The 23,193-nt window shown below is 73.3% G+C and carries 23 protein-coding genes and 1 pseudogene; 20 read left to right on the top strand and 4 right to left on the bottom strand.

What is annotated here, in order from left to right; translation table 11 throughout:
* Positions 1 to 128: 128 nt before the first annotated feature.
* From M8J73_RS26385 to M8J73_RS26335, 11 genes are all read left to right on the top strand, one after another.
* Entirely contained in the window at positions 129 to 1,289 is a 1,161-nt protein-coding gene (locus M8J73_RS26385; protein WP_249829140.1) for an MraY family glycosyltransferase, read from the top strand.
* 93 nt (positions 1,290 to 1,382) lie between these two features.
* Positions 1,383 to 1,904 (top strand): hypothetical protein, encoded by a 522-nt coding sequence (locus tag M8J73_RS26380; protein ID WP_249829139.1) that lies wholly within the window; start codon positions 1,383 to 1,385, stop codon positions 1,902 to 1,904.
* On the top strand, positions 1,901 to 2,392 hold the full coding sequence (locus tag M8J73_RS26375; RefSeq protein WP_249829138.1) for a GNAT family N-acetyltransferase: 492 nt from the start codon (positions 1,901 to 1,903) through the stop codon (positions 2,390 to 2,392). The genes M8J73_RS26380 and M8J73_RS26375 overlap by 4 nt, the downstream gene beginning before the upstream one ends.
* Before the next feature lie 133 nt (positions 2,393 to 2,525).
* Complete coding sequence (locus M8J73_RS26370) at positions 2,526 to 3,836, top strand: RNA-guided endonuclease InsQ/TnpB family protein (RefSeq protein WP_249829137.1); 1,311 nt, start codon at positions 2,526 to 2,528, stop codon at positions 3,834 to 3,836.
* Positions 3,837 to 3,840: 4 nt separating this feature from the next.
* Complete coding sequence (locus M8J73_RS26365; RefSeq protein ID WP_249829136.1) at positions 3,841 to 4,161, top strand: hypothetical protein; 321 nt, start codon at positions 3,841 to 3,843, stop codon at positions 4,159 to 4,161.
* Positions 4,162 to 4,899: 738 nt separating this feature from the next.
* A complete protein-coding gene (gene dnaK, locus M8J73_RS26360) occupies positions 4,900 to 6,744 on the top strand; it encodes a molecular chaperone DnaK (protein WP_055715941.1) in 1,845 nt (614 codons plus the stop codon).
* Entirely contained in the window at positions 6,741 to 7,421 is a 681-nt protein-coding gene (gene grpE, locus M8J73_RS26355) for a nucleotide exchange factor GrpE (protein WP_055542959.1), read from the top strand. The genes dnaK and grpE overlap by 4 nt, the downstream gene beginning before the upstream one ends.
* Positions 7,422 to 7,463: 42 nt before the next feature.
* A complete protein-coding gene (dnaJ, locus tag M8J73_RS26350; RefSeq protein WP_055542958.1) occupies positions 7,464 to 8,642 on the top strand; it encodes a molecular chaperone DnaJ in 1,179 nt (392 codons plus the stop codon).
* A gap of 7 nt (positions 8,643 to 8,649) precedes the next feature.
* A complete protein-coding gene (locus tag M8J73_RS26345; RefSeq protein ID WP_055542957.1) occupies positions 8,650 to 9,108 on the top strand; it encodes a heat shock protein transcriptional repressor HspR in 459 nt (152 codons plus the stop codon).
* Between the two features lie 160 nt (positions 9,109 to 9,268).
* Complete coding sequence (locus M8J73_RS26340) at positions 9,269 to 9,412, top strand: hypothetical protein (RefSeq protein ID WP_157870181.1); 144 nt, start codon at positions 9,269 to 9,271, stop codon at positions 9,410 to 9,412.
* A gap of 21 nt (positions 9,413 to 9,433) precedes the next feature.
* Positions 9,434 to 9,796 (top strand): hypothetical protein, encoded by a 363-nt coding sequence (locus M8J73_RS26335; RefSeq protein ID WP_055542410.1) that lies wholly within the window; start codon positions 9,434 to 9,436, stop codon positions 9,794 to 9,796.
* Positions 9,797 to 9,817: 21 nt separating this feature from the next.
* Here the strand turns inward: M8J73_RS26335 and M8J73_RS26330 are convergent, their stop codons facing one another.
* Complete coding sequence (locus M8J73_RS26330) at positions 9,818 to 10,882, bottom strand: LuxR family transcriptional regulator (RefSeq protein ID WP_055542409.1); 1,065 nt, start codon at positions 10,880 to 10,882, stop codon at positions 9,818 to 9,820.
* 440 nt (positions 10,883 to 11,322) lie between these two features.
* Here M8J73_RS26330 and M8J73_RS26325 point away from each other — a divergent pair, with 440 nt between their 5' ends.
* The gene (locus M8J73_RS26325) at positions 11,323 to 11,568 is read left to right on the top strand and encodes a helix-turn-helix domain-containing protein (RefSeq protein ID WP_055542408.1); all 246 of its coding nucleotides are present in this window, start codon (positions 11,323 to 11,325) and stop codon (positions 11,566 to 11,568) included.
* Positions 11,569 to 11,909: 341 nt separating this feature from the next.
* Here the strand turns inward: M8J73_RS26325 and M8J73_RS26320 are convergent, their stop codons facing one another.
* A complete protein-coding gene (locus M8J73_RS26320; RefSeq protein ID WP_055542412.1) occupies positions 11,910 to 12,419 on the bottom strand; it encodes a hypothetical protein in 510 nt (169 codons plus the stop codon).
* Positions 12,420 to 12,657: 238 nt separating this feature from the next.
* On the bottom strand, positions 12,658 to 14,370 hold the full coding sequence (locus M8J73_RS26315) for an ABC transporter ATP-binding protein (RefSeq protein ID WP_055542411.1): 1,713 nt from the start codon (positions 14,368 to 14,370) through the stop codon (positions 12,658 to 12,660).
* 392 nt (positions 14,371 to 14,762) lie between these two features.
* On the opposite strand from M8J73_RS26315, the gene lxmA reads away from it, so the two are divergent.
* From lxmA to M8J73_RS26275, 8 genes are all read left to right on the top strand, one after another.
* Positions 14,763 to 14,981 carry a lexapeptide family class V lantibiotic gene (gene lxmA / locus M8J73_RS26310; protein WP_055513948.1) on the top strand — a complete coding sequence of 73 codons (219 nt, stop codon included), beginning with the start codon at positions 14,763 to 14,765 and terminating at the stop codon, positions 14,979 to 14,981.
* Positions 14,982 to 15,124: 143 nt separating this feature from the next.
* Complete coding sequence (gene lxmD, locus M8J73_RS26305; RefSeq protein ID WP_055542407.1) at positions 15,125 to 15,730, top strand: peptide terminal cysteine decarboxylase LxmD; 606 nt, start codon at positions 15,125 to 15,127, stop codon at positions 15,728 to 15,730.
* 89 nt (positions 15,731 to 15,819) lie between these two features.
* Complete coding sequence (locus M8J73_RS26300) at positions 15,820 to 16,815, top strand: hypothetical protein (protein ID WP_249829135.1); 996 nt, start codon at positions 15,820 to 15,822, stop codon at positions 16,813 to 16,815.
* Positions 16,812 to 18,011, top strand: coding sequence for a class V lanthionine synthetase subunit LxmK (gene lxmK, locus M8J73_RS26295; protein WP_249829134.1), 1,200 nt, complete (start codon positions 16,812 to 16,814; stop codon positions 18,009 to 18,011). Before M8J73_RS26300 ends, lxmK begins: the two co-directional genes overlap by 4 nt.
* 172 nt (positions 18,012 to 18,183) lie before the next feature.
* Positions 18,184 to 19,230 (top strand): T3SS effector HopA1 family protein, encoded by a 1,047-nt coding sequence (locus tag M8J73_RS26290; RefSeq protein ID WP_249829133.1) that lies wholly within the window; start codon positions 18,184 to 18,186, stop codon positions 19,228 to 19,230.
* Between the two features lie 8 nt (positions 19,231 to 19,238).
* A complete protein-coding gene (locus tag M8J73_RS26285) occupies positions 19,239 to 20,090 on the top strand; it encodes a class I SAM-dependent methyltransferase (protein ID WP_240501456.1) in 852 nt (283 codons plus the stop codon).
* Positions 20,087 to 21,598: a M16 family metallopeptidase gene (locus M8J73_RS26280; protein ID WP_055540163.1), complete on the top strand. Its 1,512-nt coding sequence runs from the start codon at positions 20,087 to 20,089 to the stop codon at positions 21,596 to 21,598. The genes M8J73_RS26285 and M8J73_RS26280 overlap by 4 nt, the downstream gene beginning before the upstream one ends.
* Complete coding sequence (locus M8J73_RS26275) at positions 21,595 to 22,821, top strand: M16 family metallopeptidase (protein ID WP_249829132.1); 1,227 nt, start codon at positions 21,595 to 21,597, stop codon at positions 22,819 to 22,821. Before M8J73_RS26280 ends, M8J73_RS26275 begins: the two co-directional genes overlap by 4 nt.
* Here M8J73_RS26275 and M8J73_RS26270 read toward each other — a convergent pair.
* A pseudogene (locus M8J73_RS26270) lies at positions 22,748 to 23,193 on the bottom strand (hypothetical protein); the annotation flags it as partial. The gene M8J73_RS26275 and the pseudogene M8J73_RS26270 overlap by 74 nt on opposite strands.

Below are 23,193 nucleotides of genomic sequence, written 5' to 3'. Positions count from 1 at the left end.
GCTCCCACGGGCTGTGTGCCCCGTGGGGTGCTTTGCGTACCTCCGATCGGCGGGCGGAACGATCGTGCAGTTTCAAAACGATCGTGTTATTCGCATGAAATCGTCACATACACCCCTAACTTGGTTCCGTGCTGTACGGAATCCTTGCCGCCGCGTCCGCCCTCCTGGTCACCGCCGTGCTGACGGCGGCCGTACGCGTGCCCGCGCAGCGGCTCGGGATCGTGGAGCGGCGGCGGATGCGGCCGGTGCCGTTGCTGGGGGGTGTCGCGCTCGTCTGCGGGGTGGGCGGTGTCGCCTGGCTGGGGGAGCGGAGCGGGGTCGCGCCGCTGGGCGAGGAGGCCGGGCGGCTCCTCCTGGCGGGCGCGGCCGTGGGCGGGCTCGGGCTCATCGGTGATCTGTGGGGGCTGCCGTGGGTGCCGCGCGTCGTGGGTGTCGCCTGCGCCGCCGCGTTCGTGGTGCCGTACGAGGAGGTCGGTGTCCTCGGCGGCGCGGGCGCCGTCGCGTGGATGGTGTTCGTCGTGCACGGGTTCAAGGGGCTCGGCCGTCCCGACGGGGTGCTCGGGGTCGTCGGGGTGGTCACCGCGTTCGGGGTGAGCGTGTGCGCCGCCGCCGAGGTGCTCGACGGGCTGGCCGCGCTGTGCAGCGTGCTCGCCGCCGGGCTCACCGGGTTCCTGATGCAGAACTGGCCGCCCGCGCGGGTGGCGCTCGGGGAGTGCGGGGCGCTGTTCGTCGGGTTCCTGCTCGCGGGCGGCGTCGTGCAGGTGTACGCGTACGCCGCCGGGCACGGCGTGGGGATCGGCGGGCCCTTCGCGCTCACCGTGCTGGCCACCGCCGACGCGGTACTGGTCCTGCTCTCCCGGCGGCTCGCCGGCCGCGAGCCCTGGCGGAGCGGCCCCGACCACCTCCCCCACCGGCTGCGCCGACTGGGGCTCACCCCGGTGGGCGTCGCCGTCGTGGTGGGGGCCTGCGCGGTCGCGTCGGTCGTCGTCGGCGTCGCCGTCCACATGCTGTGGATGAGGGCGGGCGGGGTGTGGTGGGTGGCGGGCACGGCGGTCGTCGTCGTGGCGGGGATGTCACGGGTGCGGGTGTACGGGCTCGGCGCCGCGGGCGCCCAGGGCGCGCGGGCGATGTCCCGTCCCAGACGGCCTCATCCGGCACCGGCGACCGGCCGGTTCTCCGCGGCCGACGGCCGGTCCGGGGCCGCCTCCGGTGCGGGGCCGGCGGCCGGAGCGCCGCGTCGGCCGGACGGGGTCGCGGCCCTCAAACGCCGTTCGCAGGCCGGGTGGTGAGAGACGGCGGGGAGAGAAATGAGAGACGGCGGGGAGAGAAAGTGGTGAGAGAAACCCGTGGTTCGGCGGTGCCGGGCCGCACATGATGGGTGCATGACTGGACACGATCACGACCAGCCGGCGGCGGTCGACACGGACGCGCTGCTCGCCCTCGCGAAGGAGCACCACCCGCGCCCCGTACGCCCGTTGGGCACCCGCGAACTCTCCGGACACCTCGTCAAGGTCTACGGCCTCACCGCGCCGGGCCGCATCCTCACCGAAGCGGACACAGCCGCCGCGCTCCGCGTCGCCGAGGCGCACCTCGCGCTCGGCCGGGCGCGCGGGTCCCTGGGGCTCGCCGTGCTGATCCTGCACGCGGGCGGCGACGGCGACTACGTCCTGGTGCACACCTGGATCGAGGGGTTCATGTCGGACCTGGCGATCTTCACCGGCCCGGCCGGCCGCCCGGAGGAACTGCGGCCCGGCCGCACCGGTCTCGCCCCCTGCGTCTGGGAGGCGGCCGTCCTCACCCATGAGCGCGACGCCTACTCCCGCCACGTCCTGGCCTCCGCCGCCCCGATCGCCGAACGGCTGGCGGCCTGGCGGTCCGACACGGTGGAGGGCGACCTCCGGTGACCGACGCCGACCCGGTCGTCCGCCGCGCCCGCCCCGAGGACATCCCGCGCGTCGTCGAACTGGCCGCCGAGCACGCCGCGTACGAGCACGCCGCCCCGCCCCCGCCCGACCTCGCGCCCCGCCTGACCGCGCTCCTCTTCGACGCCCCGAACCCCCGGCTGCGCTGCCTGGTGGCCGAACTCCCCGGCGGCGAGGTCGTCGGCTACGCCACCTGCTCGCCCGAGATCTCCACCTGGCAGGCCCGCGAGTACCTCCACATGGACTGCCTGTTCCTGCGCTCCGACAGTCGGGGCTCCGGCCTCGGCGCCCTCCTCATGGAGGCGGTGGCGGCCGAGGCCCGTGCCCTCGGCCTCGACGAGATCCAGTGGCAGACCCCCGCCTGGAACGAGGGCGCCGCCCGCTTCTACGACCGCCTCGGCGCCCACCCGAAGGAGAAGCTCCGCTACCGGAGATCATTCGCAGTGCTCCGGCCTTCAGGCCGGGGGTGAAGCGAATCGTGTGGCCGCGACGCGGAGTGTCGCGGTGGCGTTCCGGCGGAGCCGGACCCTGCTTCGTGACGGTGACGGGTCGTTCACCCGTTCCCGGTGACGACGTGGGTTCGACGTGCCTAGTGTGATCGTCATGCAGCTCCGGTACGCCTTCAGGTTGTACCCGAACGCCGCTCAGCAGACCGCGCTGGCCAGGGCGTTCGGGTGCGCTCGCGTCGTGTTCAACGACGCCGTGCGTGCCCGCGAGGACGCCCGTGAGGCCGGGCAGCTGTTCCCGACGGCCGGTCAGCTGTCCACACGCCTGATCACGGAGGCGAAACGGACGCCGGAGCGCGCCTGGCTGGGCGAGGTCTCGGCAGTCGTCCTTCAGCAGTCCCTGCGGGATGCGGAGGTCGCCTACAAGAACTTCTTCGCCTCCCTCAAGGGCACCCGGAAGGGGCCGAAACTGGGCGCGCCCCGGTTCAAGTCCCGCAAGGACGCCCGGCAGTCGATCCGGTTCACCGCCAACGCCCGCTGGAGCATCACCGGCAGCGGCCGGTTGAACCTGCCGAAGATCGGCGCGGTGAAGGTCAAGTGGTCCCGCACCCTGCCCGCCACCCCCACTTCTGTCACCGTCGTCAAGGACGCGGCAGGCAGATTCTTCGCCTCCTTCGTCATCGACAGGGACACGGCCGCCGACCAGGCGCGGATGCCCGACACCGACCACACTGTCGGCATCGATCTCGGCCTGACGCACTTCGCGGTCCTGTCCGACGGTACGAAGATCGACTCCCCGCGGTTTTTGCGGCGCGCGGAGAAGAAGCTGAAGAAGGCGCAGCGGGAGCTGTCCCGCAAGCAGAAAGGGTCCAAGAATCGGGCGAAGGCCCGCCTGAAGGTCGCCCGCGCCCACGCCAAGGTCACTGACGCGCGCCGTGAGTTCCACCACCAGCTCTCCACGAAGCTGATCTGCGAGAACCAAGGGATCGCCGTGGAGGACCTGGCGGTGGCGGGACTGGCGCGCACCAGGCTGGCCAAGTCCGTGCACGACGCCGGATGGACCCAGTTCATCAGCATGCTCACGTACAAAGCACAGCGGTACGGGCGCACGATGGTCACCATCGGCCGGTTCGAACCAACCTCCCAGACCTGCTCCACCTGCGGCGTCGTGGACGGACCCAAACCCCTGCACGTACGGGAATGGACCTGCACCTCCTGCGGTACGGTCCACGACCGCGACACCAACGCCGCGATCAACATCAAAACGGCCGCCGGACTGGCGGTAACAGCCTGCGGAGCGCCGATAAGACCGGGAGCGATCCCGGCACAGCGCGAAGAAACAGGAAGCCACGGATTCCCGACCGGAGACGTGCCGCGTAGCGGCACAGTCTCCGGTGGCGAAGGCCAGAATCCTCGCCCTTCAGGGCGAGGAGCATGTCAAAGCCTGACCCTGCCCGCGGGCGGGTGACACCGTGGACATCGTCTTACTGATCGCCGGGGTGGTCGTCGGAGTGGGAGCAGCCGGGTTCGTGGGGGACCGACTTCTGCTGTGGATGGAGGGCAGGGGCTGGGTCTACTGGCGGAGGACGAAGAAGCTGTCCTCCATCGGCGCCGGGCTCGTGCAGGAGGTCGACCCCGCCGCCGGGGCCGCCAGGCAGGCGATGGAGCAGGAGCGCGTCCGCAAGAACGTGCGGCCGGCGGAGGATCCGCCTTTTCGCGTGGACCTGGAGGCAGGAACCGTTCGGATACGTCTTACGGGGCGGGGCGAGCGAACGTACGAGCCTCCATCGTGATCTGCGCCATGCCGCTCCGCGACGGCCAGGCCCATGGTCCAGCCCATGGTCAGGGCCAGGGCCAGGGTCTTCGCCCGGGTTGTCGCTCGCCAGGGCTATGGCCGCGGCCGGTACCAGCCTCGCGGTGACCGGCTCCGCCGCCTCGGCCGCCCTTCCGCCGTGCCTTCGGCCCCGGGCGTCGGCGTCGGCCCCGTCCTCGAACTGCCGGGCCCCACCGGTCTGTTCGCCGTGGGGCGAATCGTGCTGCTGTCGCGAGACGCGTCCCGGGCCGACCTCCGACCTCTGGGGCGTCGGCCCCGGCCTCGAACTGCCGCGTCTCACCCGTCCGTTCGCCGTGGTGCGGGCCGTGCATCCGTCGCGGGACGCGTCGGGCGGTGTGTCGCGAGGGTGGGCGCACGGCCGAGGGGACGGCGGGCGGGACGGCGGAGAGGGCGGCGGACGGGCCGGTCGGGGGATCCGGGCTCTCGGGGGCGCGCGGGGTGGACATCACCCGCGCCACGGCGCCGCGCTCCTGGACCGGCAGCCGCGGAACCGTCCCCATGCTCCTCGGCCGTCCCTCCGTTCACCGTTTCGAGGTGCGGTTCTCGGCGTCGTAGCCGCGCTAAACCCCTGCTCAGCGGCCTCCTGCATGTAAGCGGGAGATAAAAGTTGAGTCGGCTCGACTCAGGTCTGTTGACCCGGCGGGGAGGGTCGTGCACACTTGAGTCCGTTCCACTCAAGTCAGCTGGAGGAATTGAAATGGCACGTGCGGTCGGCATCGACCTGGGCACGACTAACTCCGTCGTCAGCGTTCTGGAGGGCGGCGAGCCCACCGTCATCACCAACGCCGAGGGTGCCAGGACCACGCCGTCCGTCGTCGCCTTCGCGAAGAACGGTGAGGTGCTGGTCGGCGAGGTCGCCAAGCGCCAGGCGGTCACGAACGTGGACCGGACGATCCGGTCCGTGAAGCGGCACATGGGTACGGACTGGAAGGTCGAGTTGGACGGCAAGCCGTTCAACCCGCAGCAGATGTCCGCCTTCATCCTGCAGAAGCTGAAGCGGGACGCCGAGGCGTACCTGGGCGAGAAGGTCACGGACGCGGTCATCACCGTCCCGGCGTACTTCAACGACTCCGAGCGGCAGGCCACGAAGGAAGCCGGCGAGATCGCCGGTCTCAACGTGCTGCGCATCGTCAACGAGCCGACCGCCGCCGCCCTCGCCTACGGCCTCGACAAGGACGACCAGACCATCCTGGTCTTCGACCTCGGTGGCGGCACCTTCGACGTGTCGCTGCTGGAGATCGGTGACGGCGTCGTCGAGGTGAAGGCCACCAACGGTGACAACCACCTCGGTGGTGACGACTGGGACCAGCGTGTCGTCGACTACCTGGTGCAGCAGTTCAAGGCCGGCCACGGCGTGGACCTCGCCAAGGACAAGATGGCGCTGCAGCGTCTGCGCGAGGCCGCCGAGAAGGCGAAGATCGAGCTGTCCTCCTCCACGGAGACCTCGATCAACCTGCCCTACATCACCGCCTCCGCCGAGGGCCCCCTGCACCTCGACGAGAAGCTCACCCGCGCCCAGTTCCAGCAGCTGACCGCGGACCTGCTGGAGCGCTGCAAGACGCCGTTCCACAACGTCATCAAGGACGCCGGGATCGCCCTGTCCGAGATCGACCACGTCGTTCTCGTCGGTGGCTCCACCCGTATGCCCGCCGTCGCCGAGCTCGTCAAGGAGCTGACCGGCGGCAAGGAGGCCAACAAGGGTGTGAACCCGGACGAGGTCGTCGCCATCGGCGCCTCGCTCCAGGCCGGTGTCCTCAAGGGTGAGGTCAAGGACGTCCTGCTCCTCGACGTGACCCCGCTGTCCCTCGGCATCGAGACCAAGGGCGGCATCATGACCAAGCTCATCGAGCGCAACACCACGATCCCGACCAAGCGGTCCGAGATCTTCACCACGGCCGAGGACAACCAGCCGTCCGTGCAGATCCAGGTCTACCAGGGCGAGCGCGAGATCGCGGCGTACAACAAGAAGCTCGGGATGTTCGAGCTGACCGGTCTGCCCCCGGCGCCCCGCGGCGTCCCGCAGATCGAGGTGTCCTTCGACATCGACGCCAACGGCATCATGCACGTGACCGCCAAGGACCTGGGCACGGGCAAGGAGCAGAAGATGACCGTCACCGGCGGCTCCTCGCTGCCGAAGGACGAGGTCGACCGGATGCGCCAGGAGGCCGAGCAGTACGCGGAGGAGGACCAGAAGCGCCGCGAGGCCGCCGAGACCCGCAACCAGGGCGAGCAGCTCGTCTACCAGACGGAGAAGTTCCTCAAGGACAACGAGGACAAGGTCCCCGGCGAGATCAAGACCGAGGTCGAGGCCGCCGTCGCCGAGCTGAAGGACGTCCTCAAGGGTGAGGACACCGCCGAGATCCGCACGGCCACCGAGAAGGTCGCCGCCGTGTCGCAGAAGCTCGGCCAGGCCCTGTACGCCGACGCCCAGGCCGCGCAGGCCGCGGGTGGCCCCGAGGGTGCCGCCGCCGGCGCCAAGGCCGACGACGACGTCGTCGACGCCGAGATCGTCGACGAGGACCGGAAGGACGGTGCCGCGTGACGGAGGAGACCCCGGGCTTCGACGAGCAGCAGCCGCAAGGTCAGCCGCAGCAGCCCGACGTCCCCTCCTCCGGCTCCGAGGACGCCGAGCCGAAGGCCGCCCCCCAGGAGGGGGCGGCCCCGGCCGGGGACGCGGCAGCAGCGGCCCAGGTGGCCGGCCTGACGGCCCAGCTGGACCAGGTGCGCACGGCGCTCGGTGAGCGCACGGCGGACCTCCAGCGGCTCCAGGCCGAGTACCAGAACTACCGTCGGCGGGTCGAGCGCGACCGGATCACGGTCAAGGAGATCGCCGTCGCGAACCTCCTGACCGAGCTCCTGCCCGTGCTCGACGACATCGGCCGCGCACGGGAGCACGGCGAACTGGTCGGCGGGTTCAAGTCCGTCGCCGAGTCGCTGGAGACCGTCGCGGCGAAGATGGGTCTGCAGCAGTTCGGCAAGGAGGGCGAGCCCTTCGACCCGACGATCCACGAGGCCCTCATGCACAGCTACGCGCCGGACGTCACCGAGACGACGTGCGTGGCGATTCTGCAGCCGGGGTATCGCATCGGCGAACGGACCATCCGCCCCGCGCGGGTGGCCGTGGCCGAACCCCAGCCGGGGGCGCAGACAGTCAAGGCGGACGCCGAGTCCGCGGAGACGGCCGACGACAAGGAGAACGGTGGCCCGGACGAGGGCTGACGTCCACGACGCGGAACACAACGGGAAGGAGGGGCGCCGGGGATGAGCACCAAGGACTTCATCGAGAAGGACTACTACAAGGTCCTCGGCGTCCCCAAGGACGCCACCGAGGCCGAGATCAAGAAGGCGTACCGGAAGCTCGCCCGCGAGTTCCACCCGGACGCCAACAAGGGCAACGCCAAGGCCGAGGAGCGGTTCAAGGAGATCTCCGAGGCGAACGACATCCTCGGCGACCCCAAGAAGCGCAAGGAGTACGACGAGGCCCGCGCGCTGTTCGGCAACGGCGGCTTCCGTCCGGGCCCCGGCGCGGGCGGCGGCTCGTTCAACTTCGACCTGGGCGACCTCTTCGGAGGCGGCGCCCAGGGCGGACAGGGAGCGGGCGGCTTCGGCGGCGGGCTCGGTGACGTCTTCGGGGGCCTGTTCAACCGGGGCAGCTCCGGCACCACGCGGGTGCAGCCCCGGCGCGGCCAGGACATCGAGTCCGAGGTCACGCTGAGCTTCACCGAGGCCATCGAGGGCGCCACCGTGCCGCTGCGGATGTCCTCGCAGTCCCCGTGCAAGGGCTGTTCGGGCACCGGCGACGCCAACGGCACCCCCCGGGTGTGCCCGACGTGCGTCGGCACCGGCCAGGTCGCGCGGGGCTCCGGCGGCGGCTTCTCCCTGACGGACCCCTGCCCGGACTGCAAGGGCCGGGGCCTGATCGCCGAGAACCCCTGCGAGATCTGCAAGGGCTCCGGCCGGGCCAAGTCGTCCCGCACCATGCAGGTCCGCATCCCCGCCGGTGTCGCCGACGGGCAGCGGATACGGCTGCGCGGCAAGGGCGCGCCCGGCGAGCGGGGCGGCCCCGCGGGCGACCTGTACGTGGTCGTGCACGTCGACACGCACCCGGTGTTCGGCCGCAAGGACGACAACCTCACGGTGACGGTGCCCGTCACGTACCCGGAGGCGGCGCTCGGCGGGGAGGTCAGGGTCCCGACCCTGGGCGGCCCCCCGGTGACCCTGAAACTGCCCCCGGGCACCCCCAACGGGCGTACGATGCGGGCCCGCGGCAAGGGAGCGGTCCGTAAGGACGGCACCCGCGGGGACCTGCTGATCACCGTCGAGGTGAGTGTCCCGAAGGATCTGTCGGGGAAGGCTCGTGACGCCCTGGAGGCGTATCGCGAGGCGACCGCGGGCGAGGACCCGCGGGCGGAGCTGTTCCAGGCCGCGAAGGGAGCATGACCACACCATGGACACACCCGGCCGCCGTCGTAACCCCTATGAGCTGACGGAAGAGACACCGGTGTACGTCATCTCGGTGGCCGCTCAGCTGTCCGGTCTGCACCCGCAGACGCTGCGCCAGTACGACCGCCTCGGCCTGGTCTCGCCCGACCGCACCGCCGGGCGCGGTCGGCGCTACTCGGCCCGCGACATCGAACTGCTGCGCACCGTCCAGCAGTTGTCGCAGGACGAGGGCATCAACCTGGCCGGCATCAAGCGCATCATCGAGCTGGAGAACCAGGTCGCCGCCCTCCAGGCGAGGGTGGTCGAGCTGGAGACCGCGCTCGACGGCGCCGCCGCGGCGATGCAGCAGCGCGAGGCCGCGGTGCACGCGTCGTACCGGCGTGACCTGGTGCCCTACCAGGAGGTGCAGCAGACGAGCGCGTTGGTGGTGTGGCGGCCGAAGCGGCAGCAGGCCTCGGACTGAGCGCCGCCCCCGTAGGCCGCCCCCGCAAACCGCCCCCGTAGGCCGCTCCGTCAGCCGCCGCCTGGCAGCAAAGTGCCTGGCAGCAAGTGTCCCGCCCGGTGCAGCATCCTGACATCGCGGAGCCTTCAGGCGGGGTGTTCCCGCTGGCAGAGTCGTGGTCATGAAGAACACGGGGAACACGGGGAACGCACGCATCATCAGGACACTGTCGGCGCTCGCGCTGATCATGGCCCTGCCGCTGGGAGCGACGGTGGCCGTCAAGTCCGGTCCGTCGGTCGCACTGTCCGTCAACGGCTGGCAGTGAGCCGGCGGGACGAACGGACGAATGACGACCGTGGAGTTCCAGGACGGTGAGCACCGGGACGGGGAGAACCGGGGCAGGGAGGACCGCGGGGAGCACCGGGACGAGCGGTGCCGGGACGAGAAGTTCCGGGACGGTGGGTTTCGGGAACTGGCCCTCGTCCGCAGGGCTCCCGGTGACGCGCCCGCCGCGACGGCCGTGATCAGGGTCCTCGGCAAACTGCCCGGGGGCTGGGAACACGCCTGGCGACTCGACGAGGACGGGGGCCGGATCCACCTTCGGATCCGGCCCCCGTCCGGTTCGCCCGCCCATGCCGTACGGGACTGGCTGGCGGAGGTCCTCACCGACCCGGCGCTGGGCGGCTGGCGCGACGCCGGGGCGCCCTGACCGGCGGCTGGTGCACCGCGGTCAGATCCAGCCCCGCTCCCGGGCCAGCAGGGCCGCGTGCGGACGGTTGCTGGCGTTGAGGGTGCGCAGCACATCGGCGACGTGCCGGCGGTAGGTGCGCAGGGAGACGCCGAGTTCACGGGCGCCGATCTCGTCCTTGGTGACCCGGCACATGGACTTCAGGACCTCCAGCTCCATCGGCGTCAGGGTCTCCGGCTCGGGTGCCGGGGCGCCCAGCAGATCGGTGAGGTCCGTCGCCTGGTCCCAGATCTTCTCGAAGAGGGCCAGGATGCTGGCCACCAGGCCCGGTTCCTGCGCGACCAGCGCGCCGCGCGAGGTGTCCGACGGGTCCGCCGGGACCAGAGCGGTGTGCCGGTCGTAGACGAGGACGCGCTCGGCGATGTCGGCGGCGACCCTGATCCGGGCGCCCTGCGCGTTCAGTTCGCGCAAGTAGGCGGCGGTCGCCGGATCGTCCAGGGCGTCCTTGAGGACGACACTGCGGATGTGGACGCCCCGGCGCAGACAGCGGCTGTCCAGGGGCCGCGCGTGCGCGATGTTCTCCCGGGTGAGGGCCCGGTAGGGCTCGACGGAGAGGATCTCCTCGCGGGCGAAGAACGCCAGGTCGTCGATCCGGTCGCGGATCTGCGCCAGGTTCGTCATCCGCTCCACGCCGCCGCCGGCCTGGGTGTGGGCGCCCTGCTCGGCGCGGAGCTCCGCGACGAGATGACGGGGCCGGGTCACCTGCTGCAACTCGTGGTGCAGCTCGCTCAGCCGCCGGTCGGTGAGCAGACCGACGGCCACCTCGGGGTCCGCCGCCGTCAGGGTGCCGCCGGCTTCGATCCCGGCGGTGGCCGGATCCTCCGCCGTCTCCGCAGCCTCCGCCCCGCCCTCTGCCGTCGCCCCCGCGCGGCGGAGCAGGCCCAGTTCCGTCAGCCGCCGCAGCGCGGCACCGACGACGTCCTGCGACGCGTGGAGCAGGAGGTGGATGTCCTCCGCCGTCGTCCCCGGATTCCTCAGGAAGTGCCGGTAGACGCGCTCCTCCATCGCGGTGAGCCCCAACAGCCCCATGCTGCCCGCATCGTTCATCTGTCCCCCCGTGTTCCTCCCGTACGGCCCGGGCCGGTGGCCGGAATCGCGGGTGTGGCTGGTCGGGCCACGGCGATACGGAATCCACCGAAATGATCGGGACTCACAGTAATGCGTTGGTCAAGACTTCGTCCGTTCACGGCGGCACGCCGTGGAACGTGTGGCGAATGTGTGACGGAAGAGCCCGGGCCACGACACGAACGAACGGCGTGCTCCGAAAGTTTCGCTCGCAGCATGGTGTCGCGCCGGTGCAGCAAGCTGCGCCCCGCGGGGCGGGATCCGGCCGAAAGTGCTTGGCAGGCTGGAATCCGTCGGACGGGAACCGATGGACGTCGGACACGAACCTAAGGACGTCGGACACGAACCGATGGATTCGCACGGATTCTCCGGCCACGAGCCGACGGAAGCCGACACGACCGAACACAACCAGGGGGACTCACATGGCTGTTGTCGTACGGGAGGACGCACTCGACTTCTCCGCGCTGACCGATCGCGAGCGGGAGGTGCTGCTGCTGCTCGCGACGGGCGAGCAGAACCGCTGGCTCGCCCGCCGCCTGGGCATCGCGGAGCGCACGGTACGGGCCCACACCGCCAGCATCGTGCGCAAGCTCGACCTCAAGTCCCGGTTCGAGGCGGCGATCGTCTCGCACCTGTACGAGGACGACATCAGGGGAACCTGCGGCTGACCTCCGCGGGGGACACCCTAAGGGCCTGTCGTTCGGATCACGCCGAGCCCGGGTTCGGCGCCCTTCGACCGCCGGTGCGCGTGCCACACCCCGCGGCCCAGGCGTCGAACGACAGGCCCTAAGAGCTCCGAACAAAAGGGGAGTCCGATCAGCTCGCGGCGTCTGGTGCGTGCGATCGCAAGGCGCCGGAAGCTCCTCGTAGCGGAGCTACTAGGGGCTTTCGGCAACGCGGCGAGCGTGCGTGCCAGACGCCGCGAGCCGGGCTCCCCTTTTGTTCGGAGCTCTAAGGCCCTGCCGGTACTGGGGAGTACCGGCAGGGCCTTTCCGTGGTGTGCCGGGGCTCAGCCGGGCAGGAGGTCGCCGACCATCTCTATCGCCGTCATCCACAGGGGCTGGGCGCCCGTGCCGAACGCGGCGGCGAGGGCGTAGCCGAGGGCCGCGTCCAGTGCCTCCGGCTCGGCGTCCTCGCGCCACTCCACCAGGACCTTCCCGTCGCCGTCGGAGGAGAAGTCCCCGAGGTACGCCCCGGCCCGCACCAGCCGGCTGCCCGGGATGGAGTCGGGCACCAGCCGCCAGGAGCGCTCCGCGTACCGCACGTCGACGCGGTACGAGCGCCGGGTCAGCCGGCCCTTGGCGGGGTCGATCACCGCGTCCTCGCCGTCGACGGTCAGGGTGAGCCGCGCGCCGTCCCGGGTGCCGACCGGGATGTGGTCCTCGCCCTCGGTCCCCTCGGCCCGCCACAGCTCGACCCGCGGCACCCGCTCGCCGCTCACCGTGACCTCGCCCAGCTCGGAGTCCAGCCGGACGGTCACCGCGCCGAACCGGTCGTCCTCGACGGTGTGCTCGATCACGGGCCCGGGCCCGCTCTCCTCGAACTCGTCCGCGTCGTCGTAGCCGTCGTAGCCGTCGTAGCCGTCGCGGTCGTCGTGGTCGTCGTACGGGTGGTCCTCGTGGGCGTCGTACGCGTCCTCGTCGGTCCTCTTGGCGAGCGAGGTGGTGGGGGCCGGGTCCTTCGGCATTGCGGTGTTCCTTCGCTGTGTGGGGGTCTGACGGTGGTCAGTACGTCAGGTAGGACGGAGGGGGGTGCGCTCACGCTCCCGCGGCGGTCAGCTGGGTGGCGGCGAGGTCCCGGTACAGCTCGTCCCTGCCCAGGAGTTCCCCGTGCCGGCCATGGTCGCGCACCCGCCCGCCGGCGAGCAGCACCATGTGGTCGGCGGAGGTCACCGTGGACAGCCGGTGGGCGATGAGCAGCACCGTGCAGTGCTCGGCGGCCCGCTCCACGGTGTGTCGCAGTGCCGTCTCGCTGAGACCGTCGAGGTGGGCGGTCGCCTCGTCGAGCAGCAGCACCTGGGGGCGGCGCAGCAGCGCGCGGGCGATGGCGAGGCGCTGGCGTTCCCCGCCGGACAGGGCGAGGCCGCGGGCGCCGACCTGGGTGTCGAGGCCCTCCGGGAGCCGGGCGACCAGCGTGTCGAGCAGGGTGTCCCGCAGGACACGGGCGACCTCGTCCTCGGCCGCGTCGGGCGCGGCGTACAGGAGGTTCTCGCGGAGGGTTCCGGCGAGCATCGGGGTGTCCTGCTCCACGTACGCGATCCGGCGGCGCACCTCGGCGCGGCTGAGGGTCGCGATGTCGGTGCCGTCGAGGAGGACGCGTCCGGAGTCCGGCTCGTAGAACCGCTGGAGGAGCGAGAAGACGGTCGTCTTGCCGCTGCCGGAGGGGCCGACGAGGGCGGTGACACCGCCGGCCGGGGCGACCAGGCCCACCCCGTCGAGGGTGGTGGCGCGGCCCGGGTAGGCGAACGTGACGTTCTCCAGGGTCACGCGCGGCGGAGGGCCGGCCGGGCGGGCCGGGGTCTCGTCGACGTCCGTCTCGATCTCCATCCGCTCGACCTCCTCGATGCGGGTGAGCGCGCCGAGGCCCTGCTGGAGCGAGGTCGTGCCGCCGACGAGGGACAGCACCGGGCCGCCCAGGTTGAACAGGTAGAGCAGGAAGGCGATCAGCGCGGCCAGGTCCAGGGCGCCGGTGGCGACCAGGGCTCCGCCGAAGCCGATGACCGCGAGGAACGACGCCTGGACGACCAGGGCGGAGAGCACGGCGATCGTGGCGTGGTAGCGGGCGCCGGTCAGGCCGGCCCGGTAGGCGTCCTCGGCGGCGGCCACGGCCCGCGCGGTCTCCGTCGCCTCGCCGCCGTTGGCCTTCACGGTGCGGGCGGCGCCGAGCGCGCGGTCGAGGGCGGCGCCGATCTCGCCGACCGAGGTCTGCGCGCGCGTGGTCACCCGGCGGATCCTCGGCATCACCACGCCCATCGCGACACCGACCACCAGCAGCACACCGGAGGTGATGCCGAGCAGCGGCAGGCTGGTCATGCCCATCAGGACGATGGTGGCGATCAGATGGATACCACCGTCGAGCAGTTGGATCACACCACTGGTCGCCGCGTGCTGCACGAGCGTGCTGTCGGACGTCACCCGGGTGGTGAGGCCGCCCGGCTCCGTCCTGTCCAACTCCGCGGTCCGCAGCCGGATCAGACGGTGAATCAGCCCCCGACGCACATGCAGCACGACCTTCTCCGCCGTGCGCTCGCTCACCAGGGCCTGCGTCCAGGTCAGCGCGATGGAGACCGCCAACAGGGCCAGCATCAGCAGGAGTTCGCGGGTCAGGTCGCCGCCGGTCATCAGCGCCGTCAGCGACGACTCCACGACCATCGGCTGCGCGAGCCCGGCCGCGCTGCCGGCCAGGGTCAGGACGAGGACCAGCAGCAGCACCCTGCGGTGCGGGCGGGCGTGGGCGAGCAGCGCGCGCAGCGGGGGGCGCTGGGCGTCCGTGCCCTGCGGGGAATCGGGCGCCTGTACGAGGTCGGGTGCCTGCGCGGGATCGGGCGCCTGCGTCGGCTGGGGCGGCGGAGGCTCGGGCCTCGCGGAGTCATGTGTGTTCACCCTGGACTTTCTACGCGTACGGGCGGGTGCGGCGGTATTGGCGCTTGCGGCAATGCCGGGCCCGGCGACGCCGTTTCTGGCCTTGCCGGGTGCGGTCATGCCGGGTGCGGTAATGCCGCAACTGCCAATAGCGGGCGGCTTTTCCGGCGGGCCATAGTTGTCTCGTCGCCAAGGGGCACCGGCCGAAAAGCCGGAAAGCCCGTGAGGCGGCCGGGAATTCGGAGAACCGGAATCCCGCACCATGAATCAAGGAGAGACTCATGCAGTCGACGCAGAACGAGAAGGACCTGTTCGAGGGCTACACCGCCTACACCTCCGCCGAGGAGCTGGGCCTGTACGACGGCAAGGACGCCGCGCCCGCGTTCAGCCCGACCATCCCGTGGGCGATCCGCGCCACCATCATCACCGCCCGCTCCTCGCAGCAGTGCGCCGCGGCCCTCGGTTCGCTGACCGCCCGCACGATCGAGAAGAAGTGCTGACGACCGGGCGACCGGAGCAGTGACCCGCGGGGAGGGGCCGGTGCCGGCCACCGGCCCCTCCCCGGGCAACGCGACCCACGCGATATTCGCGTCCACCGCGATATCCGCGACACACACCGAAAAGCAAGCACAAGGAGGCGGGAATGGACCCCACAGGAGTCGCGGATCCCGGATTCCGCCGGGTGCTCCTCGTGGGCACCGGCGCGCTCAGCGTGGCATTCCTGCCGTTCTGGATCAACTGGCTGGGCAATACCTTCCCGGAAATGGAGAAACGGGTCGTGCTGACCCGTTCGGCACGGCGATTCGTCTCCGCGGACGCGATTTCCGCGCTCTGCGGACGGGAGGTCGTCACCGACGACTGGTCCGAGGCCGCGCCCGGTGCCGTCCCGCACGTCGAACTGGCCCGCTGGCCCGACCTCGTGCTCGTCCACCCGGCCACGATGCACTTCCTCGGCCGTTACGCGCTCGGCCTCACCGACACACCCCTGCTGTGCGCCCTTCAGTCGACGTCCGCCCTCGTGGGCGTGGCCCCGTCGCTGCCGCCCGGCGCGCAGCTCAGCCCCGTGGTCCAGGGGCATCTGGACACCCTGCGCGACCGCCCCGGCGTGGTCGTCGCGCCGACCGTGCCCGCCGTCAGCGCCAGCACGGGCGAGATGGAGGACGGCGGGGCCCTGCCGTTGTCCGAGCTGATGGGCCTGTGCGTCGGCGTGTACGCGCGGGCCCGGCGCGCCGAGGGGGAGGACGAGTGACCGTACGGACGACACCGGGGACACGGACGACACCAGGGGCACAGGCGGCCCGAGGGGCACAGGCGGCCCCAGGGTCACAGACGGCACAGGTGACACCGGCGGCACAGGTCGACGGTTCGGAGGCCGAGTTCGGCACCGGGCTCCAGCTCACCCGCGTACGGCCCACGGCCGACGGACGCCATGAGTGGTGGCACGGGGCGGGATCCCGGCGGGCGGCCCCGCCGACGGCGCCCCTCGCCGCGCACGTCCCCCGGCACACCGCCGGCGCCCGGCTGGTCACCCCGGTGGCCTCGGGCGCGGGGCTCGCCTACCTCGCCGACGGGCCGTACTCGGCGGCGGCCTGGCTCCGTGACCCCCGGCCGGCGGCCCGGCGGCTGGCCGCACACGCGCTCGCGGCGGCGGGCACGGCGCTACGGGACCTGCACGCCACGCCCGCGCCGACAGGGGCGCCGCCGCCCGCGCTCACCCGACTGCGGGGGTTCGCCGACGGGACGGACGGCGGCGACGGCGACCTGGCCGCCGTACGGCGCCTGCGGGAGCACGCCGTACGGGTGTGGGGCCCCGCCCGCCTCTCGACGCTCCGTTCCTGGTGCGCCGAGGTCGCGGCACCCGCCCCCGCCCCCGCCGTCGCCCTCACGTCCGGCGACGGTGACGGTGAGGAACGCGGGGGCCGGGACGGCCACGGACTCGTCCTCGTCCACGGTTTCGCCTCGCTCGGCGCGCTGGTCCCACCCCTGAGCCGGGGTCCGGTGGCGCTGCTGACGGGCGAGGACCTGGGCGCCGCCCGGCCCGAACTGGACCTGGGCTGGCTGCTCGGCGATCTGGCCGAACTCGCCTGGGCCGTACCGGTGTGGGGCGAGGGGCCGGGCGTCGACCTGCCGGCCGTTCTGCTCGACGCGTACGGGCCGGCCGCGGACCGGGCGCTCGCGGCCCGCGCCGCGGTGCTGCGGATCGCCGCGCACACGCGGGACTTCGCCGCGTACTGCGGCTGGAGCGACGAACTGGCCGACTACACCGCCTTCGTCGCTGACCTGATCGACGAGGAGGGCCGCCGCGCGGTCCCCGGGGGAGCCACGACACGATGACGATCACCACCGACACACCCACGAGGACGGACCCGGCGGAGCCGGTCCGCACCCGGCAGCGCTACCGGCCCACCGAACTGGGCACCGTGCCCGCCGTGAACGCCCTGCTGGAGCGGCTCGGGCTCGGCCGCCTCGACGCGGCGGCGGTCACCGCGTTCGGGGGCCGCAACGACAACTGGGCGGGGCCGACCACCACCGGCGAGCAGGTCTTCGTCAAGACGGTGACACCGCTGCCGGACGGGGGCTGCCCCGAGCTCGAACGCGCCCTGAGCTTCGAGGAGTCGGCGGCCCGATGGCTGCCGGGCGGCTCGCCGCTGCGCTCGCCGGAGCTGCTGGGCGCGGACCCGGCGGCCGGGGTGACCGTGCACCGGCTGGTGCCCGGCGCCCGGTCGGGGGCGGAGCTGGCGCTGGACGGGGACTTCGACGACGCGCAGTGCCGGGCGGCGGGGCGTGCGGTGGGGACGCTGCACACACTGCCGGCCGGGGACGGGCTCGACACCGGGGAGCCGCCGCTGCCGCCGCTGGCCTGGCTGCGCGCGCTGCCCTGGAGCGCCGTCCAGGAGCGCAGCATGGCGCAGATCGCCGCCTGGCAGCTCGTCCAGGACGACGCCGAGGTGGTCGACGCGCTGGCCCGGCTGCGGGAGGGCGAGGCGAGCGTGCCGCACGCGCCCACGCACTGCGACCTCCGCTTCGACCAGTTCATCGGCGCCGACGAGGGCCGCGGGCCGCTGTACCTGTGCGACTGGGAGGAGTTCCGGCTGGCCGACCCGGCGCGGGACGTGGGGGCGTTCGCGGGGGAGTGGCTGTTCCACGCGACGTACTCCGTGTTCGCGCCGACCGGCGACGCCGGGGACGCCGGGGACGACCGTCGGGGTGCCGGTGCCGGGTTCGGCCTCGCGCACGAGGAGATCATCGGGCGGGGCTCGGCGAGCCTGCGCCGCCATCTGCCGCGCGTCCACGCCTTCTGGCAGGGCTACCTGGAGTGCCGTACGCCGGACCCCGGCCTGCCCGAGCGGGCCGCCGCCTACGCCGGCTGGCACATGTACGACCGCCTCATCGCCACCGCCGAGTCCCACGCCACGCTCAACCCGGTCGCCCGCGCCGCCGCCGGCATCGGCCGCACGGTCCTCCTGAACCCGGGCGGCGCGGCCCGGACGCTCGGCCTGACCCTCCCGGACGGGAGCGCCGACCGATGACAACCGCCCCCCGCGCCGTGGCCGGGACCACGGCCCGACGAGCTCCGGTCCCGGCCGCCGCCCCACCACGGCGGGGCCCGGCCGTGGCCGCCCGCAGGGTTCCGTGTGCCCCGGCCGCAGCCGCCCGTACCCCCGGCTCGACCCCCGACCACCCGAACGGGAGCCACCACCGATGACCGCTCTCTCCCTCCTGGACACCCCGGTGCCGGGCGCCTCCCCCGACGCCCGGCACCCGGGGCTCGCGCCTCGGCTCCGTGCCGCGCTGGACGGCGTCGAGGTGGCGCCCGGTGCGCGCGAGGCCGCCGTCGCCGGGCGTACCGTCACCGCCGACAGCCCCCGTGACCTGCGGGGCCGCCTCACCAACGCCCTGTACGAGGAACTGCACGCCGGCCGCGACCGGGGCGGCCCGGCCGCCGACGGCCCGCCGCCCCGCCGTACGCTCCGCGACCCCGCCCTGGAGGCCCGGCTCGCGGCAGCCGTACCGCACACCACCACCCCCACCCGGGGCCGGCTCGTCGAGGTGCTCCACCGGCCCGACGGCGACCAGCTCGTCGTACGCCTCCCCGAGGTCACCACCCGCGTACCGGCCGGCCGGCTGCTGGCCCCGGCCGCCCCGCCCGCACCCGGCGACCTCGTCGAACTCGCCCTGGAGGCCGCGCGCCCCGCGCTCTCCCCCGGCTTCTTCTACGTCATGGGCTCACGCCCCCTGCCCCGCCCCGCCGGCCCCGTACGCCGCCTCTTCCTGCACGCGCGGGACGCGGACGCGGCGGTCGCCCTGTGGGGCACGGCGCTCGAAGCGCTGGAGGAGGCGGGCGCCCTGTACCACGCGAAGGTCCTCTCCGACCCGCAGGACTACCCGCGCCGGGACTCCGTCGTCGTCTACCTGCACGGCGACCACCGCCCCGGCGAACGCGCGGTCGTCACCGCCGTCGCGCCCCACGCGGGCACCCTCACCGGCGACGGCACGTCCGTCTTCACCGAGGAACTGGCCCCCGGCGTCGCCGCCGCCTGGGACCCCGAGGACCCGCGCCCCGGCCAGGACGGCATGAGCTTCGGCCAGCACCGCGCCTTCGCACTCGCCAGCGGACTCATCGCCCACGCGCTGTCCGACGGCGACGACAGCCGCGAGACGCACGTCGTACGGGCCTTCCACGAGGCGGGCATCGACCCGCTGCACCCCCAGAACAACCTCGACACCCGCTCCGGAGGCGGACGATGACGACCAGCGTGGCAACCGAAGAGACCCTGGCGACGGAAGAAACCCTGGCGACCGGCCCGGCCGGCGCCGCCGTCGACACCGACACCGACACCGTCGAGCCCGGTGGCGGGCTCGGCACCGCTCTGACCACCGCGTACAGCGACGCGCTCGCCGAGGTCTACGACGAGATCTACCCGGCCACCCCCGACCTGGAGGACATCGCCGACTTCCTCCTCACCCTCACCGCGCCCGGCGCGAGCGTCCTCGAACTCGGCGTCGGCACCGGCCGGGTCGCCCTGCCGCTCGCCGACAAGGGCTTCCGGGTGCACGGCGTCGACTCCTCCGAAGGCATGCTGGCCCGGCTGGCGCACAAGGACCCCGAGGGCCGGATCACCCCCGTCCACGCCGACTTCGCCGCCCTCGACCTGGGCCGCACCTTCGACGTCGTCCTCGCGCCCTTCAACTCCCTGTGCTGCGCGGTCGCCCCGGACGAGCAGATCGCCCTGATGCACGCGGTCGCCCGGCACACGGCACCCGACGGGCACGTGGTCATCGAGACGTTCGACCCCAGCGACTACCACGTGCAGAAGAAGAACGAGATCAGCACGTACCCGATCGACGGGCGCGGCGCGATGATCGAGTCCATCGGCGTGCTGCCCGCCTCGCAGAACATGATGATCCACAACACGCTGTTCCTCGACGGCGCGGCCCCCAAGTCGGCGACCACGGTGATGCGTTACCTGTGGCCGAGCGAACTCGACCTGCTCGCCGGCATCGCCCGTCTGGAACTCTCCGCCCGCTACTCCGGCTGGCGCGAGCAGCCCTTCGACGGCGGCGACAGCCGGAAGATGTGCGTCTCCGTGTACCGGCCCCTGCGGTGAGCCTCCGGCTGGTCACCGAGGAGACCCCCGGCCGCGGCCTCGTGGCGGTCGCCCTCACCGTGGCGGCGGGGGGCGACGACGACCCACCGGGACGCCACGGGATGGCGCACCTGGTGGAGCACCTGATGTTCCCTCGCGGCGACGGAGCCACCACTGAGGGGGACACCGGTTTCGTCGCTCTCGTGCAGGAGGCCGGCGGGATGTGCAACGCCGAGACCCATCGCGACCACACCGTCCTCCACACCGTCGTCCCCGCCGACGCCCTGCCCGACGTACTGGCCCTGGAGGCCCGGCGCCTCCTCCGCTTCCGGCCCGAACCGGCCACCGTGCGCTCCGAGACGGCCGTCATCGCCGAGGAGATCCGCGCGGCCGGGGCCGGTGCCCGCCTCTGGGACACGGTCCTGGCCGCCCTCCACCCGGGAGCCCGGCACGCCTACGGCACGACGGCCGAGCTGACCGGGGTCACGGCGGAGGAGGCCGAGTCCTTCTTCCGGGCGCACTACCGGCCCGAGCGGGCGGTGCTGTCGGTCGTGGGCGACGTGGACGCGGGGCGGGTGGCGACGCTGGTGGAGCGGGAGTTCGGGGCGTGGGCCCCCGGGCTGCCGACCGCCGTGCCGCCCGCCATGCTTCCGGCCGCCGCCTCCGGCAGGCTCGTGCCGCCGTCGCTCACGCCTGCCGCCCCCGGCGGCCTCGTGCCGCTCACCGCACCCGCCTCCGGCACACCGGCGTGGCTCACGCCGACCGCCACCGCACCCGCCTCCGGCACACCGACCGCCACCGCACCCGCCTCCGGCACACCGGCGTCGCTCACGGCGGCCGCCCCCGGCAGACCTGCGTTGCTCACCGCACCCGTCTCCGGCTCCTTGGTGCCGCTCACCACCCCCGGCACCCGCCACTCGACCGCCCTCCACAACTCCTCCGGTCACCTCGGCTCCTCGCCCCGCTCCACCCTCGGCGCGCCCATCCCGTACGCCCGTGACGGTGTGGCCGTCGGGCACGCGCTGGCCGATCCGCGCGGTGACTTCCGGCTGTACGTCGCCCAGGTCGTCCTCTGTGAACTGCTCCGCCGCAGCCGCCTGCCCCACCTCGTCGCCACGGCACCGGAGGTGGACGCGGCGACCGTGCAGTGCGGCTACCAGGGCCAGTGGCTGGCCTCCGCCGCTCCCGACCTCGCGCTCGTGCTGCTCGGCCGGGTGCCGGGGGCCGGTACCGAGGAGGCCGTCGGGCGGTGGCTGGAGGCGCTCGGCGAGCTGGCCGCCACCCCGCCGGGGGAGACGGAACTGCGGCGGGCGGCACGCGTGCTGCGCGCCGGATGCCACCGCCAGTCCGACTCCCTCCCGGCCCGCGCCGTCACCCACGCCCGCGCCGCCCTGCTCCTCCCGCACGCCACGCCGGACGCGCTCCCGGCGCACCTCGCCGCCGTCACCCCGGCCGACGTGTCGACCGGCGCGCGGGCCCTGCTGGCCGCGCCCAGAACCGTTCACCCCCTGGAAGGAGCCGCCGCATGAGGACGGCCGAGACCTTCCGCACGGTCCTCCCCAACGGCCTGGACACCGTCCTCGTGACCGTGCCGGGCGCCCCGCTCGCCGAGATCCGGCTCGTGCTGCCGTACGCCCGGACCGAACCCGGACTCGCCGCCGCCCAGGAGCTGCTCGCCGCGCACCTCGGGACGGCGACGACGACCCGTGACCGGCAGGCCGTGGCGGACCGGGCCGCCGATCTCGGCGGGGAGTTCAGCACGGTGGTGACCGCCGAGCAGCTGGTGCTGTCGGCGAGCGTGCTGGCGGAGGGGCTGCGGGACGCGCTCGAACTCCTCGCGGACCTGGTGCTGCGCCCCGCCCTCCCGCCGACGGTCGCACGGGACGGCCACCGGGGGCCCCGGCCCGCGCCCCGCCCGGCAGGCCCCCGTACGGCACTGCGCCGCGCCCAGCTGCGCCACGCCTTCGGCGGGCCGCACCCGCTGGTCGACGAGGCCCCGGAAGGGGCCGCCACCCTGGACGTCCGCGCGCTCCACCGCCGGGCCGTGGTCCCGCAGGGTGCCGTGCTGCTGGTGATGAGCGGGGAGGCACCCGAGCGGGTACGGGCCGCGGTGGAGGCCGAGTTGGGGGAGTGGACCGGCACGGGACCGTCGGGTCTCGTCCTGCCGCCCTTCCCGCGCGCCGCACCCACCCCCGGACGCCTCGCCCTGCATGCCCCGGACGCCGACCAGGCGTTGCTCCTGACCGCCGGTCCCGCGATCCCGGCGCCCGAGCCGGGGCACACCGCGCTCCACCTCGCCCAGGTCGTCCTCGGCGGCCACGCCTCCTCCCGGCTGACCCGGCGGCTGCGGGAACGCCACGGTCTGGCGTACGCGGTCGACGCGAGCATCCGGCAGAACGGGGCGGGCTGCTGGCTGGAGATCGACTGCGTCGGCGCCCCCGGCACGGGTGACCGGCTCGCCGACGAGGTCACCGCCTGCCTCGCGGAGTTGGCCCGGGGCGGCCCGATCCCCGAGGAGGTGCGGCGGGCCCGCCGCTACGCGGCCGGGTTCACCCGGTTCGCGCTGGCCACGCGCGCGGAGGAGGCGAGCGCCCTGGCCGGTTTCGTGGCGGGCGGGTTGCCCGTGGACTGGCTGACCACCTACCCGGACGCCCTCGCCGAGGTGACCGACGACCGTGTCACCGAGGCCGCCGCCCACTACCTCGACCCGTCCCGCACCCTCGTGGCCACCCTCGACCACCGCCCTTCGTGAGGACCCCGATGACCACCACGGAACCCCGGCCGACCGGCACGGAACCCCGGCCGACGAGTACGGCGCCCGCGCCGACCGCCACGAAAGGCCGGCCGACGAGTGCGACGCCCGCGCCGACCGCCGCGGAACCCCGGCCGACGAGTGCGGCGCCCGCGCCGACCGCCACGAAAGGCCGGCCGACGAGTGCGACGCCCGCGCCGACCGCCGCGGAACCCCGGCCGACGAGTGCGGCGCCCGCGCCGACCGGCATGGAACCCCGGCCGACGAGTACGGCGCCCGCGCCGACCGGCACGGAACGCCGGCCGACGAGTGCGGCGCCCGCGCCGACCGGCACGGAACGCCGGCCGACGAGTGCGGCGCCCGCGCCGACCG

The organism is Streptomyces neyagawaensis (assembly GCF_023516595.1).
Lineage (GTDB): Bacteria > Actinomycetota > Actinomycetes > Streptomycetales > Streptomycetaceae > Streptomyces > Streptomyces neyagawaensis.
The sequence above is the reverse complement of the archived record's forward strand: the minus strand, read 5'-3'. Positions and strand labels throughout refer to the sequence as shown.